Source organism: Olsenella profusa F0195, from assembly GCF_000468755.1.
GTDB lineage: Bacteria > Actinomycetota > Coriobacteriia > Coriobacteriales > Atopobiaceae > Olsenella_F > Olsenella_F profusa.
Map to the genome: position 1 here is coordinate 69,473 of NZ_AWEZ01000017.1, position 15,329 is coordinate 84,801.

The 15,329-nt window shown below is 66.0% G+C and carries 11 protein-coding genes; 5 read left to right on the forward strand and 6 right to left on the reverse strand.

Annotated features, from left to right (window positions below; translation table 11 throughout):
- Positions 1-68: 68 nt before the first annotated feature.
- Positions 69-2,621 (reverse strand): excinuclease ABC subunit UvrA, encoded by a 2,553-nt coding sequence (locus HMPREF1316_RS02450; RefSeq protein WP_021725259.1) that lies wholly within the window; start codon positions 2,619-2,621, stop codon positions 69-71.
- 253 nt (positions 2,622-2,874) lie between these two features.
- Between HMPREF1316_RS02450 and HMPREF1316_RS02455 the strand changes: the two genes are divergently transcribed.
- From HMPREF1316_RS02455 to HMPREF1316_RS02465, 3 genes are all read left to right on the forward strand, one after another.
- On the forward strand, positions 2,875-3,861 hold the full coding sequence (locus HMPREF1316_RS02455) for an NAD(P)-dependent oxidoreductase (protein ID WP_021725286.1): 987 nt from the start codon (positions 2,875-2,877) through the stop codon (positions 3,859-3,861).
- 42 nt (positions 3,862-3,903) lie between these two features.
- Positions 3,904-5,124: a cation diffusion facilitator family transporter gene (locus HMPREF1316_RS02460; RefSeq protein WP_021725293.1), complete on the forward strand. Its 1,221-nt coding sequence runs from the start codon at positions 3,904-3,906 to the stop codon at positions 5,122-5,124.
- A gap of 147 nt (positions 5,125-5,271) precedes the next feature.
- Complete coding sequence (locus HMPREF1316_RS02465; protein ID WP_021725311.1) at positions 5,272-6,402, forward strand: coiled-coil domain-containing protein; 1,131 nt, start codon at positions 5,272-5,274, stop codon at positions 6,400-6,402.
- A 751-nt stretch (positions 6,403-7,153) separates the two neighbouring features.
- Here HMPREF1316_RS02465 and HMPREF1316_RS02470 read toward each other — a convergent pair.
- The 5 genes from HMPREF1316_RS02470 to HMPREF1316_RS02490 form a co-directional block, all read right to left on the reverse strand.
- Entirely contained in the window at positions 7,154-7,927 is a 774-nt protein-coding gene (locus HMPREF1316_RS02470; RefSeq protein WP_021725321.1) for an amino acid ABC transporter ATP-binding protein, read from the reverse strand.
- Positions 7,928-7,940: 13 nt separating this feature from the next.
- Complete coding sequence (locus tag HMPREF1316_RS02475) at positions 7,941-8,786, reverse strand: amino acid ABC transporter permease (RefSeq protein WP_021725322.1); 846 nt, start codon at positions 8,784-8,786, stop codon at positions 7,941-7,943.
- Complete coding sequence (locus HMPREF1316_RS02480) at positions 8,783-9,442, reverse strand: amino acid ABC transporter permease (protein ID WP_021725285.1); 660 nt, start codon at positions 9,440-9,442, stop codon at positions 8,783-8,785. Before HMPREF1316_RS02480 ends, HMPREF1316_RS02475 begins: the two co-directional genes overlap by 4 nt.
- Positions 9,443-9,516: 74 nt before the next feature.
- Positions 9,517-10,494, reverse strand: a complete 978-nt coding sequence (locus HMPREF1316_RS02485; RefSeq protein WP_021725344.1) for a glutamate ABC transporter substrate-binding protein — start codon at positions 10,492-10,494, stop codon at positions 9,517-9,519.
- Between the two features lie 226 nt (positions 10,495-10,720).
- On the reverse strand, positions 10,721-11,599 hold the full coding sequence (locus tag HMPREF1316_RS02490; protein ID WP_021725328.1) for an undecaprenyl-diphosphate phosphatase: 879 nt from the start codon (positions 11,597-11,599) through the stop codon (positions 10,721-10,723).
- A gap of 208 nt (positions 11,600-11,807) precedes the next feature.
- Here HMPREF1316_RS02490 and HMPREF1316_RS02495 point away from each other — a divergent pair, with 208 nt between their 5' ends.
- On the forward strand, positions 11,808-12,257 hold the full coding sequence (locus HMPREF1316_RS02495; protein ID WP_021725294.1) for a universal stress protein: 450 nt from the start codon (positions 11,808-11,810) through the stop codon (positions 12,255-12,257).
- Between the two features lie 201 nt (positions 12,258-12,458).
- Complete coding sequence (locus HMPREF1316_RS02500; RefSeq protein ID WP_021725266.1) at positions 12,459-15,311, forward strand: insulinase family protein; 2,853 nt, start codon at positions 12,459-12,461, stop codon at positions 15,309-15,311.
- Positions 15,312-15,329 lie beyond the last annotated feature (18 nt).

Consider the following 15,329-nt stretch of genomic DNA (forward strand, 5'->3'; position numbering starts at 1 on the left):
CCGAGCAGTGTAGTCGCTTCATGCGACAGCACATGCCCCAACGGCGACGGCTCCAGACGATGCACAGGCTATGCCGGGGCCTCACCCAACTCCGGGGCAAGATAGCGGCCCGTGATGGACGCCGCGCAGGCGGCAAGGCCCTCGGGCGTGTCCGCGCACACGATGCGACCGCCCTCCTCGCCACCGCCAGGACCCATGTCGATCACCCAGTCCGCATTGGCGATCATGTCGAGGTCGTGCTCGATGACGACGACCGTGGCCCCCGCGTCGACCAGGCGCTGCAGCACGCGCACGAGCATCTCCACATCGAGCGGGTGCAGGCCGATCGTGGGCTCGTCGAACACGAAGAGCGCGTCATCCTGCCTGCGGCCCATCTCGCTCGCGAGCTTGAGGCGCTGCGCCTCGCCACCCGAGAGGGCCGGCGTCGCCTCGCCAAGCGTGAGGTAGCCCAGACCCAGGTCCGCGAGCGTCCGAAGCTTCCTTTTTGCCTTCCTGAGGCTCCCCACCCTTCCCAGGGCCCGGTCGACTGTCATCTCCATGAGCTCGGGCAGCGAGACATACCCGTCCTTCTCCCCGGCGGCGTTGCGCGTGGTGTGGCGGCGCACGTCCCATGCCTCCGGCGCATAGCGGCTGCCGTGGCAGTCGGGACAGGGTATGTCGACATCGGGCAGAAACTGCACGTCGAGCGAGATCTGACCCGTCCCGTCGCAGGTGGGACAGCGCAGGCTTCCCGTGTTGTAGGAGAACGCCCCCATCCTGAGACCGCGTCTCTTGGCGTCGGTGGTGCCGGCAAAGGCGCGGCGCAGGTCGTCCAGCACACCCGAGTACGTGGCCACCGTGGAGCGCACGTTTGCCCCGATGGGCGTGGCGTCGATGAGCGTCACGCGCCTGATGCCACCCGCATCCACCAGCCGCACGTGCCCAGGCAGCCGCTCGCCCACCAGGGATGCCCGCAGCGCCGGCACGAGGCTCTCGAGCACCAGGGTGGTCTTGCCGGAGCCCGAGACGCCCGTGACGCAGGCGAGACGCCCTCGCGGCACGTCCACCACCAGCGGCCTGACCGTGTGGATGGCACCGGTCTCGAGGTGGATGGAGCCCGCGGCGAACACGTCCTCGACATGTGCGCACCCGCGGGCGCGCACCCTGCGCTCCCCCGTGAGGAAGCCCGCGATGCGCGAGCCGTGCGTGCGCTCCACCTCCTCGATTGTGCCCTGCGCGATGACCCGACCCCCATCGTCGCCGGAGGACGGCCCGACCTCGATGAGGTGGTCCACCTCGCGCAGCACGCGGACGTCGTGGTCCACGACCACGACGGAGTTGCCGTCCGCCACGAGGTCGTCCATGACGCCCAGCAGGCCGTCCACGTTGGCCGGGTGCAGGCCGATGGACGGCTCGTCCAGCACGTAGAGCACGCCCGTCGTGCGGTTGCGCACGGCACGGGTGAGCTGCACGCGCTGGCGCTCGCCCGTGGAGAGCGTGGAGCTCGCACGGTCCAGCGAGAGGTAGCCCAGTCCCAGCTCCTGCAGGCGGAGGATGGGCTCGCCCATCTCGCCGATGATGGCCTCGGCCATGGGGCGCACGTCGTCCGGCAGCGTGGGCGCCACGCCCGGCAGCCAGGCCGCGAGCTCGTCCAGGGTCCTCTCGGTCGCCTGGCCCAGGTTCTCGCCGCAGATGCGGATGGAGAGCGCCTCTGGGCACAGGCGCGTGCCGCCGCATTCCGGACAGGCCTCCTCCTTGAGGAACCTGGCGACGCGCTTGAGGCCCTTCTCGTCCTTGACCTTGGAGAGCGCGTTCTCCACCGAGTACACGGCGTTGTAGTAGGTGAAGTCCATCTCGCCGGCCGTGTTGGTCTTCTCGTTATGGTAGAGGAGGTGGTGCTTCTCGGCGGGGCCATGGAAGACGACGTCACGCTCCTGGGGCGTGAGCTCGCTGAAGGGCACATCGGTACGCACGCCCATGTCACGCGCGATGTCCACCATGAGGCTCCACATGAGGCTGCCCCAGGGCCTGACCGCCCCCTCCTCGATGGTCTTCGTCTCGTCGGGCACGAGCGTGGCCTCGTCCACCACATGCAGCACGCCCATCCCCTGGCAGGTGGGGCACGCCCCGCCGGAGTTGAAGGCCATCTCCTCGGCACCACGGCCGCTGAAGCGATGGCCGCAGGCGGGGCACACGAGGTCGCGCTCGAGCGAGACGTTCATGGAGGGGCCGACGTCCGACCCGCAGCTGGGACAACGATAGGTGCCGACGCGTGAGAACAGCAGCCTCAGGTGGTTGAGGAGTTCCGTCTGCGTGCCAAAGGTGGAGCGCACATCGGGAATGCCCGGCCGCTGCCGCAGGGCGAGCGCGGCCGGCACATGAAGCACTGCGTCCACGTCCGCGCGCGCGGACTGCGTGAGGCGCCGGCGCGTGTACGTCGAGAGCGCCTCCATGTAGCGCCGCGACCCCTCGGCATAGAGCACGCCCAGGGCCAGGCTCGACTTGCCCGAGCCCGAGACGCCCGCAACACCCACGAGCCTGCCGAGCGGCACGTCCACATCGACGTCCTTGAGGTTGTGGACGCGCGCGCCACGCACTTGGATGACCGACGGTGCGGGATGGGTGTGACGGGTCGCATGCATGCACTGCTCCTCTCGCGTGCGTCAAGTATAGAACATATGTACGAAAAGTGGACCTAGTCGCCTCGGAAGGATGGCCTATACGCCGGTGACCCCCTCCAAAGTGCACACGCAACGCGTTTTTGACAATCTCCAACTGGGCAGACGTCATGGAAAATGCGTTGCGTGTGCACTTTGGTCGGCATCCCTCACGTATCGAGGGGGCACGGGCGCCTTCGATATACTCGGGAGGATACAACGTACCAGGGAGGCACGCATGGCGACGCGGCACAGGATACTGCTCTACACCTCGGACGGCTCGACGAGCTATGCCCAAGGCTACCTGCGCGATGCCGGCCTCGAGGAAGAGTTCGAGCTCACGGGCATCGCCCACGCCCCCATGACCGTCCCGGCGGCCGAGCAGGTCGCTGGCCACGAGGCCATCCTGGGCGAACTCATGCCCGTACGCGACGAGGCGGTGGACATGATGGCCCATGCGGGCATACGCTTGATCGCCAGCCTCTCCATCGGCCTCAACCACATGGACGTGGCGGGCCTCGCACGGCAGGGAGTGCTCACGAGCAACTGTCCCGGCTACTGCGCGGAGGATGTCGCCCTGCACACCATTGCGCTCATGCTCGACCTCGAGCGCCAGGTCACCTTCTCCAACCGCACGGTAGTGGGCGGCGCATGGGACCCGCACCAGGGCTACGAGATGCATCGCACGCAGGAACAGACGCTGGGACTCGTCTTCTTTGGCAACATCGCCCGCGCCGTGGTGCCCATCGCCCGGGCGATGGGCATGCGCGTGCTGGTATGGGCGCCCACCAAGAGCGCCGGGGAGCTTGCCGAGGCCGGTTGTGCACAGGCCGCGACCCTCGACGAGCTGCTTGCCGCCTCGGATGTGGTGAGCCTGCACTGCCCGCTCATCCCCCAGACGGAACGGCTCATAGGCCCCCACGAGCTTACGGTCATGAAGTCCACCGCCTTCCTCGTCAATACGTCGCGCGGTCCCGTCATCGACGAGGGCGCCCTGGCAGACGCCCTCGATGCCGGTCAGATCCAGGCGGCGGCACTCGACGTGCTCGCCGACGAGGGAGCACATCGCAACCAGCGGCTCATCAACCACCCCCGCTGCGTGGTCACGCCCCACGCCGCCTACGTCTCGCGCGAGGCAAGCGACGCACTCATCCGCATGGGGCTCGATGCCGTCATCGAGCTGCTGGTGGAGGGCTGCGAGCCCACCAACGTCGTCTGCGCCTAGCCACGCGCGTCCTGCCCGCCACGCATCCGAGAGGAGGTGCCCATGGGGCACCCATCCCAACCCAGGCGATCCGACGACCTCGCCACGCGCATCGTCGCCCACATGGTCCCCGACCCCACCGACCTGGACGACCCCGCCACGCGCGCCGCCTACGGACGCCTTTCGAGCGTCACCTGCGTCCTGCTCAACGTGCTGCTCAGCATCGGCAAGGGCGCCGCGGGCGTGCTCGCGGGCTCCGTCTCCGTTGTGGCGGACGCCATCAACAACCTCTCGGACGCCTCGAGCAACGTGGTGGCCCTCATCGGCTTCAGACTTGCCAGCCGTCCCGCCGACGAGGGTCACCCCTTTGGGCATGGCCGCTTCGAGTACCTTGCCGGCCTCGCCGTCGCCATGCTGATCGTGGTCATGGGCGCACAGCTGGGACGCAGCTCCATCGAGCACATCCTCTGGCCCACGCCCACCGACTTCAACGTCCCCACCGTGCTCGCGCTCGGGGCCTCCATACTCGTCAAGCTCGGTATGATGCGCCTCAACCACAGCATGGGACGGCGCACCGGCTCAAAGGTGCTCGAGGCCACCGCCATCGACTCGCGCAACGACGTCATCACCACCTCGGTCGTCCTGGCGGCAGGCATCGTCTCGCAGCTCACCGACGTTCAGCTCGATGGATGGGCGAGCCTGGGCGTGGCCGTCCTCATCGTGGCGAGCGGCATCGGCCTCATGCGCGACACCGTCAACCCCCTCCTGGGACAGACCCCCTCCACCACACTCGTCCGTCGCGTCTACGACAGAATCATGGGCTATCCCAGCGTGTTGGGCACCCACGACCTGCTCATCCATGACTACGGCCCCGGGCGCCAGTTCGCAAGCGCCCATGTGGAGATGGCGGCGGACACCACCGTGCGCCATAGCCACGAGGTGCTCGACCTCATCGAGCGCGACCTCCTCCGGGAGGAGGGGCTGCGCATCGTGCTCCACTGCGACCCCATCGAGACCACAAACGGCCTGGCAGACCTGCGCAACTGGCTCGCCGCGCGCCTCGCGGGCATAGATCCCTCGCTTTCGGTGCACGATGTGGAGGTGACCCATCCCGTCGCAGGGGGACCGGCGCATGTGAGCCTGGACTGCTATCGTCCCGAGCGGCTCCCCATCGACGACGATGAGCTGCGCAGGCGCATCACCGACGCCGTGCTCCTGCGCTACCCCGACGCCAGCTGCGACATCGTGATCGACACGGGATTCGTCTCGCCGCTCTCCCCCTAGCGCGACCTCGGATGCCGGGCCCGTCCACAGGTCCTGCAAAACCCTCAACTTCCACCCTAGAGTTTTGCAGGATGCGTGTGCATGGGCAGCACGAGGTAAGATGTTGATGATAAATGATGTCATCGGCATTCGACCGGGAGGCGCATCTTGACAACGAGGCACAGCTGGACCACACGGACGACGACGCTCATCGCGACGGGTGCGCTTGTCCTGAGCATGGGCATCGCATCCCCCAAGCCCATCTCGGCCGAGACGCTCGACGACCTCCAGCAGAAGGTGGAGGACAGCAACACCGCCTATAACGACGCCACCGACAAGGTCAGTCAGATCCAGCAGAAGATCGATGACAACCAACAGAAGATCGACGACCTCGAGCGGCAGCTGCCCGATGCGCAGAGCGCGGCCGCGCAGAGCGTGCGCGCCCAGTACAAGCTGCAGGAAGGTTCCGCGGGCATCTTCGAGCTCCTGCTCTCGTCCGAGAGCCTGGGCGACCTCATCGAGAACATCGAGTACATGAACGCCATCTCGGACTATAACTCCGAGCAGATCAAGGGCCTCGTCAGCATGGCCAAGGACCTCCAGGACACCAAGAGCGATCTCGACGGCCAGAAGGCCGAGGCCGAGCAGAGGCAACAGGAGGCAAAGGCCGCCCTGGATGACGCCGTCAACGCCCGCGAGAACATGCAGAGGCAGATGGAGGAGCAGCAGCGGCAGGAGGAGGCCGACGAAGCCGCAGCCCTCGCAGACGCCGCGTCCAACAGCGACAGCAGCTTCTCCACCGAGAGCGGCAACACCGCCACGGTGGACACCCCCTCGAATGACTCCTCCAACACCACCACCGACACCACCACTCCGAGTGACTCGCCCTCCACCAAAGGCAACCCCGGCAACGCCGACCAGGTCAGCTGGAGCAGCGACAAGACCACCTTCGTGGCGCAGTGGTCCGGGCGCATCGACAGGTACCTCGCAGGCTCCCCCCTCGCCGGCCACGGCGCCACGTTCGCCAGCGCCGCCTGGGACTCCGGGGTCGACCCACGCCTCTCCCCGGCCATCTCGGCCGTGGAGAGCAGCAAGGGTGCCGTGTGCTTCAAGCCGCACAATGCCTGGGGCTGGGGAAGCTCCAGCTGGGGCGACTGGGACACCGCCATCAAGGCGCATGTGAGTGGCCTTGCCAAGGGCTATGGCAGCGCCCTCACGATGTCGATGGCCAAGAAGTACTGCCCGCCCAACGCCAACTTCTGGTACTCGTCCGTCGCAGCCAACATGCAGCAGATCTGATAAACGGTTCCAGTCCAGGACATCGTTCGAGGATGGGGCCGCCATTCTGTGATCATCCCGTGCGGCCGAGAACCTCAAGCGTGTCTGGGCCGACGCACGTTGCAACCATGATATTCATGGGTCGGGATCGCACTTCAACGCTTCGGCTGGGGGTTTCCGCCTGTCTGGACGCTCGCTCGCGAGTGGGCCTATGCCAGGCCCTACGGGTCGAACACTGAGGGGTGGAGACCCTTCCCAGCGTTCCTGGAGTGATAGAGCCTGCAGGAGCCTCCCCCATGTCGTACGCGAACAACGTCCTGACCGTCAACAGCTAGCTTCTGCTTCCGTAGGAGGGCGTTATGGGTGCTCCGGCTGAGACCGGGCATCCTCTTATGTTCCCAAGGGAACGAAGTGGCCCCAAGTGCGTGCTGAGATTGGGGCGCAAGGCGAATCCATTGGGAAATTGGGAGCCATCTGACGCCTGCGCGAATCTCAAAAAGTCTCGATCCTGGGCTTTTGCCATCCGTGGGTGCCGCCTGCGCGCCATGAGCATACGACCGAGCACGCACTTGGGGCCACTTCGCTCCCACGCCACCATTACGTGACTACGGCATCGTCACGGGCGCTCGAATCCGAGCTCCCCTCGGAGACATGCCTGGCGCACGAGAGACTCCGCCGTGTCCCGTCCCGCTTGGGTTTTCTTCCCAACTATGGGCGACGGCACACCCCTGTCACCCGTCACCCCCACTAGTGGGACATGCAGACCCGTGACCTAGTGTCCCTTGATGGAGTCGAGGAAGTCGCGGGCACGCTGCGCCACCGGATGCTCGAAGAACCGGTCCGGGGCAGCCTGCTCCAGGATCTGCCCATCGGCCATGAAGACCACACGGTGGGCCACGCGCCGAGCGAAGTTCATCTCGTGCGTGACGACCATCATGGTCATGCCCTCGTGCGCGAGCTCGACCATCACCTCGAGCACCTCGTTGATCATCTCGGGATCGAGGGCGCTCGTAGGCTCGTCGAAGAGCATGGCCATGGGATGCATGGCCAGCGAGCGGGCGATGGCCACGCGCTGCTGTTGGCCGCCGGAGAGCTGAGCTGGGACCTTGTGCGCCTGCTCCGCCACGCCCACGCGCCTGAGCAGCTCCAGTGCCTCGTCCTCCGCCTGCTTGCGCGGGGTGCCCAGCACCTCGACGGGACCCATGGTCACGTTGTCCAGGATCGACTTGTGGGCAAACAGGTTGAAACTCTGGAACACCATGCCGATCCTCGCCCGCATGGCGGCGAGCTGCCGCCCCTCCTGGGGGAGGGGCGTACCCTCGATGAGGATGTCTCCCGCATCGATGGTCTCCAGGCGGTTGATGGTGCGGATGAGCGTTGACTTGCCCGAACCAGAGGGTCCGATGACCACGAGCACCTCTCCCTTGCCCACCTTGAGGCTCACGTCCCTCAGCACGTGGAGGTCGCCAAAGTGCTTCTCCACGTGGCGCAGCTCGATAACGGGCTGCGCGTCCCTGTCCGGGCTGTCGTTCCTGTCCTGTGCCATGGTGCCTTCCGATCTAGATTGGACGCGCGCTCGAGCGTGTCATGATGGTCACGCCCGTGCGGCTGGCAACCAGCGCGGCCGCCTTGTTGATGAGGTAGTTGAGCAGGATGTAGATGACCGCCGCCACGAGATAGGTGGAGACGAGCGCGTTGTAGTTGTTCACCAGCACGCGCGCGTTCTGCATCATGTCGGGATAGCTCACCACGTAGGCCAGCGTCGTGTCCTTGACCACCACCACGAGCTGCGAGATGAGCGTGGGGATCACGAAGCGCACCGCCTGCGGCAGCACGATCTTGAAGGTGATAGCACGCTGGCTCATACCCAGGGAGAGGGCCGCCTCCACCTGCCCCGTGGGAACCGCGTTCACGCCGGCCCGGAACACCTCTGCCAGCACACCCGATGCCGCGAGGCCCGCCGGGAGCACGATCATCCAGAAGGGCTGCATGCTGATGCCATACTGCGGAAGCACCAGGAAGAAGAAGTAGATGAGCAGCAGGCTGGGGACACCACGGAAGAAGTCGGTGACCACGCGGCAGACGCCACGCACCACCATCGGCCCGTTGATACGCCCCAGCATGAGCACGAGACCCAGCACCAGGGCGAGGGCGCCCGCCGCCAACGAGGCCCACAGCGTACCCAGAAAGCCGGTGCCCAGAAACGCCCAGGTGGTGGGTTGCAGGAAGAACGCCCAGTAGCGGGGCGCGAACTGTCCCTTCAGCGCGAACTGCCTCAGCACCAGGACGACGAGGGCCAGCAGCAGGACGCTGCCCACCGCCGTCCAGACACGGATGCGGCGACGCGCCCGAGGACCTGGGGCCTCGTACAGCATGTCGCGCATGGAGGGGGTGTGAGAGCTCATCGCAGGACCCTCGCCCTCTTGTCGACATGGTTGCCCGCCCAGCCAATTGCCACCGCGGTGAGGACATAGCCTAGGGCCGACAGCACGAACGCGACGATACCTCCCGTCGTATGCGTGTTGACATACGAGACCACACCTGTGAGCTCATTGGGATCAAGCGGCACCTGCGAGCCGAGGGACGTGGTGAGCATGACGGCGATGAGCAGGTTGGTCATGGGCAGGATGGTGGCCCGCAGGGCCTGGGGAACCACCACCTGGCGCATGATCTGCCCAAAGGTGAGGCCGAGGGAGCGCGCCGCCTCGATCTGGCCCACGGGAATGGTGTTGATGCCGCTCATGAAGTTCTCGCTGCCAAACGATGACGCCACCAGCGAGACGACCACGATCACGCTGGGGAGGTAGTCGAGCACGATACCCAAACGGGGCAGCGAGTACACGACAATCACCAGCAGCGAGATGCCGGGGATGTTGCGGAACACCTGCACATAGAGGTCACCGAAGCGGCGGAGCGGCGCAATGGGACAGGTGCGCATGATGGTGACGGCCAGGGCCAGCACCATCACGAACACGAATGACACGGCGGTCATGCCCCAGGTCGTGAGCAGCGCCGCAAGATACCTGTCGCCGTACTGGGCGACAAGCTCGCTAAGCCCCATGCCCGCCTCCTCTCAAAGGGAGGACCCCAGTATGGGGGTCTCCCGCACGTCGGTCCCCTGTGCTGGGCCCAAGCCTATGCCTTGCCCACCTGCGGCGGCTCGGGGGCCGTGGACTGGTTGGTGCGGTCACCGATGGCGATCTGCCACAGCTTCGCCCAGGTGCCATCGTCCTCCACCTTCTGGAGGAAGTCGTTCACGAAGGAGACGCCATCGGAGCCGAGGGGCAGGCCGATGCCGTAGGGGTCGACGGTCCCAAAGGGCTCGCCCACGATCTTGAAGCTCTCGGGCTGCTGGGCAACCACGCTCTCCAGCAGCGTGAGATCAAAGGCATAGGCATCGACCCGGCCCTGCGAGAGTGCCTCCTCCGCCTCCAAGGAGGTCTGGAACAGCTGCTGCTTGGCGTCGGGGGCGGCCTCGCTCAGCAGGTCGGGACCGGTGGAGCCCGACTGCACGGCGACGTTCTTGCCGGCAAGGTCCTCGATGCCGTTGATGTCGGTGTTGTCCTGCGCGACCAGGATGCCCTGGCGCGACTCGTAGTAGGGGCCGGCGAAGGAGATGACCCTCTTGCGGTCATCCGTGATGGAATAGGTTGCGAACACGCAGTCCACCTGCCCATTCTGCAGGACGGACTCGCGCGTGTCGGAGGTCACCTGGGTGAGCGTGTACCTGTCCGCATCCCCTAGGACGTAGCGCGTGAGGAGCTGCGCCAGACCGGCATCGAAGCCGTAGTCCTTGCCGTCGGTGTCATCCAACTGGGAGAACAGCGTGGACGTCTCCACCCCGCCCAGCAGGAGCGTACCGCGATCCTTGATGGCCTGCGCCCAGGAGCTGGCGGCGATGGTCGTATCGTCCGCGACGATCCCGGAGGCGACCAGGCCGTTGAAGGCGTCCGTATCGATCTTGGTTGCCGAGGAGGTCGAGACGTCGCCCGACGGCGCCGTGGGAGATGGCGCACCATCACCCGAGCAGGCGGTCAGAACCAGGGCCGCAGAGGCGGCGAGGCCCGTGCCAACGAACGTGCGACGTGAGATGTCAGTGGCATGATTCAGCATATGTGTCCCTTCGCGGCCAAAGGTTGGGAAAGCCCCCTGGACCATTTACCTGGAGTCGAGCAGCCACGTGCCCAAACTCGCCCTTCAAACGAATTCATGTTTACCCCGCATTGGCCCAGTCTAGTCCATCGATGTGGGACGCAGGGCCCTGAATTGCCTATAGCCAGTGGGAGACAGGGACGAATGCCCCGACCACGGCCCTCTCGAACCACCGGGTCTTCCATGCCTACGTCAGCTGCATGGCAGCGATCACGGCGACGCCCAGGATGATGCGGTACACGCCAAAGGGCCTGAAGTCGTGCCTCTTGACAAAGCCCATGAGGAAGCGGATGGCCAGAAGCGACACGAGGAACGCCACGATGCATCCCGCGGTGAGGATGGACCCCTCATAGGACGAGAAGCCATTGCCACCAGCACAGAATTTGACCAGCTTGAGGGCGCTGGCACCAAACATGGTGGGGATGGCCAGGAAGAACGTGAACTCTGCGGCAACGGGGCGAGAGCAGCCCAGGATCAGGCCACCGATGATGGTCGATCCGGAGCGCGAGGTGCCCGGCACCAGGGAGAGCACCTGGAAGATGCCAATGCCGATGGCCGTCGGAAAGCCCAGCTCGGTCATGTCCCGCACGCGGGCACGGTCGTCGTCGGCGACCGTCTGGACGGCATGCGCCCCCACCGCATGCCGGGGCCGGGACCGCACCGTCTCGATCACGATGAACGCAGCGCCATAGACGATGAGCGCGGCGGCAATGACGGGAGAGGACTGCAGGTGCTCATCGATCCAATCGTTCAAGGGCAGGCCGATGATGGCGGCGGGGATGGTGGCGACCACGATCTTGGCCCAGAGCGCCCAGGTCCCACGGCGCCCTGCCGCATCCTTATGGCGGGAGAAGGGATTGAGCCGCCCAAAGAAGAGCACGCACACGGCCAGGATGGCACCGAGCTGAATGACCACGAGGAACATGTCCCAGAAGTCCGCCGTCACGGCAAGCGGCATGACCCGCTGCAGCAGCAGCATGTGGCCCGTAGACGAGATGGGCAGCCATTCCGTGATGCCCTCGACGATGCCGTACAGTATGGCCTTCAACAGCTCGATGAGGTTCAAGCACATTCCCTTCCCCAGCTTCAGATGCCCATCCATGATGACGCAACGGCACCACCGCCCCTCCCTTCCCACAAGACAACCATGTGCCCACCACGGGCCGCTCACGGAATGCGGGTCACGCAGGCCCACGGGCTGCGAAGGAACGACGGGGAGACGGGTAGACTCACCCACAGGGACCATGACCCCATCACGGCAGGAGGCGCTCACCATGACTGACTATCAAAGCCTGGGGTACGACAAGATCTTCGTGACGCTGGATGGCACCGAGATGCAGCAGAAGGTGTTGGGCCGAGCCACCATCGTGGCGGCAAACAACAATGCCGAGCTCTACATCGGCCATGTGATAGACTCCACGGCACTCGAGGCGGCAGGCACCTATCCAGGCGAGCTCATCGCCGCCCTAGAGAAGAGCTTCCGTGAGTCCATCGCAGTGGACGTGGCAAAGGCACGGTCGGAGGATGCCATCAAGAAGGTGGAGGTCATCGTCAAGGCCGGTCGCATCCGCGAGACCCTCAAGGAGGAGATGATCGACGTCATCCACCCGGATCTCATCATCTGTGGCGCGCGTGGCCTCTCGTCCATCAAATACGCGCTCCTGGGTTCCATCTCCACCTACCTCACCCGTAACGCCAAATGCGACACGCTGGTCATCAAGTAGGGGAGTCCACGCCAGACATACGCGGGGCCAGGCCGTCGTGGCATGCGGATGCGCGGCGGCCTGGTTCCTGTCGCGGCCTCAGGGCCGCAAAGGCCCGCGGCATGCCGCAGTACGCCTCGCGCGCGGCCGTATGTGTATGGCACAATCACACGAACGTCCCACGCACCCGCTACAATCGGGCGACCCAACGAGAGGATCCGTATGAACCAGGACTTCACCCATATCGCCACGGAACCCCTGAGCGAGCTCTCGGGCACGGCGCACATCTACCGTCATCGTTCCGGCGCCCGCGTGATGTGGCTCGATGTGGATGATGACAACCGGAGCTTTGCCATCGCCTTCAAGACGCCGCCCGCCAACAGCACCGGCGTCTTCCACATCCTGGAGCACTCCGTGCTCTGCGGGAGCGAGCGGTTCCCCGTCAAGGAGCCCTTCGTCAACCTCATCAAGACGTCCATGCAGACCTTTCTGAACGCCATGACCTTTCCCGACAAGACCATCTACCCCGTGGCCTCCACCAACGTCCGGGACCTCGAGAACCTCATGGACGTCTACCTGGACGCGGTGTTGCACCCCGCCATCTATCGCCGCCCACGCATCTTCGAGCAGGAGGGCTGGCATCTCGAGGCCACGGACGAGGGAGTGCTCTCCTACAACGGCGTGGTCTACAACGAGATGCAGGGCGCCCTCTCCAATCCGGACGAGGTGCTCATGCAGGCCCTGAACGAGCAGCTCTTCCCCCAGACGGCCTATGGCTTCGAGTCCGGTGGCGACCCCAAGGTCATCCCGAGCCTGAGCTATGAGGAGTTCCTGGACACCCACGCGCGCCACTACACCCTCGAGAACAGCTACACCATCCTCTATGGCAACCTGGACATCGAGCGGGAGCTGGCCTTCATCGGCGCGCGCTTTGACGGTGCGCGCACCCAGGCGGCAGGAGCACCCAACCCGCTGGCACTGCAGGCACCCGTCACACCGGCGCTGCGACGCGTGGAGATGGTCACCTCGCCCGACAACGCCACGATTGGCCTGGCCTATGTGCTCGGCACGGCCGCCGAACGCGAGCGCGTGCTCGCGGTGGACGTGCTGCTGGACGCCCTCACGGGATCCAACGAGGCTCCGCTCAAGCGCGCCGTGCTGGACAGCGGCCTGGGTGACGACCTCAGCGCCTATCTCATGGACGCCACCCTGCAACCGGTCGTGATCTTTGACCTCAAGGGGGCGAGGCCGCAGGTCGCGCAGGAGTTCCGCACCCTGGTGGAGGACACCTGCCGCAGGCTCTGCACGGACGGCATCGAGCGCCAGCGCCTGGTCGCATCGCTCGCGCAGGCGGAATTCAACCTACGAGAGGGCGACTTCGGTGGCGTCGCCGACGGCGTCGCGCTCTCGATGGCGGCGCTCTCGAGCTGGCTCTACGACGATGACCGACCCGTGGACTACCTGCGGTACCAGGACGCCATCGACCACATGCGCGACCAGCTGGACCAGGGCTACTTCGAGACGCTCCTGCGCGAGCTGGTGCCCGAGAGCGCCCACAATGCCGAGGTGGAGCTGGATCCCGTCGAGCAGGCGAAGCAGGACGGCACGGCGGGTCCCGCGAGCATGGGCGCAGAGGGGCTCGAGCGCGTGCGTGCCGAGGTGGCGGCACTGCGCGACGAGCAGGAGGCGCCAGACGCGCCGGAGGACCTGGCCAAGCTCCCCCGCCTGAGCGTGACGGACATCGGGGATGCCCCTGCCGAACAGGCGCTGTGCGAGCTGCAGGCGCCACTCCCCTGCCTCTATCACGAGTTGAGGACACACCGCATCACCTATGCCTATCACTACTTCGACCTGAGACACCTCTCCTTGGATGACCTCCCCTACGTGGGCGTGCTGGCCACCTTGCTCGGCAACCTGGACACGGCGGCGCACACGGCCGCCGAGCTGGACATGCTCGTCGAGGAGCAGCTGGGCGACCTCTCGTTCTTCACCAACGTCTACGCGACGGACGAGGCCGATGAGACGCGGCCCTTCATGGTGGCGAGCGCGAGCGCGCTCTCCGAACATCTGGACGCGCTGGCCACGCTGCCCACCGAGGTGTGGGGCACCACGTCGTTCGCCGATGGCGACCGCATCTTCGAGCAGCTCATGCAGCAGCGTGTGGGTCTCGACCAGTACTTCACGGGGGCGGGCCATTCCGCAGGCATGGCGCGGCTCTCCACGCACTACTCCCGCGGCGCCGCGCTCTCGGATCGCATGAGTGGCATCGACTACTACCTGTTCGTGAAGGACCTGCTCGCCAACTGGGACGAGCGCGCGGATGACCTGGCCGAGCGGCTGGGCGACCTCTGCCACCGCATCTTCGTGGCCGATGGCGTGACCGTAAGCCTCACCGGCTCCATGGCCGACTGCACGCGCTTCTGGGAGCTGGGAGGCACCCTGGGCCTGAGCGTGGCCGCACCCTGTGACACTCGGCTCGAGATGCCGCAGCCCACCCCCACCAACGAGGCCTTCGTCATTCCCTCCACCGTAAGCTACGTCTGCGAGGGCGATGCCCGGGCCGCAGGCGACCAGTTGGGTCTGGGCACCTGGCAGGTGATCTCGCGCGTGCTCTCCTATGACTACCTATGGAATGCCGTCCGCGTGAGGGGCGGCGCCTATGGGGTGGGCTTCAGGCGAACGCCCCTGGGGCTCAGGCAGTTCTGGTCGTATCGCGACCCCAGCGTCGATGACACGCTCGCCCGTTACGAGGGCACGGCATCCTGGCTTGCCGCCTGGGATAGCGGTCCAGAGGAGCTCGAGGGCTACATCGTGTCGACCGTCGCCGGTCACGACGCGCCACTCAAGGCGCGCGCCCTCGCGCGCAGGCAGGACGGCGACTACTTCGCCGACAGACCCGCCACGTGGCGCGACCGCATGCGCGCACAGATGCTGGCGGTGACGGCGGATGACATCCGTGCGGCGGCCAAGGCGCTCGAGGGGCTTCCCCACCACCATGCCGTATGCGTGTTTGGGCCGCGGGAGGCCATCGAGGCCAGCAGGCAGACCTTCGAGATCACCGAACTTGTAAGCTAGGGCCGCATCGTACGCAGC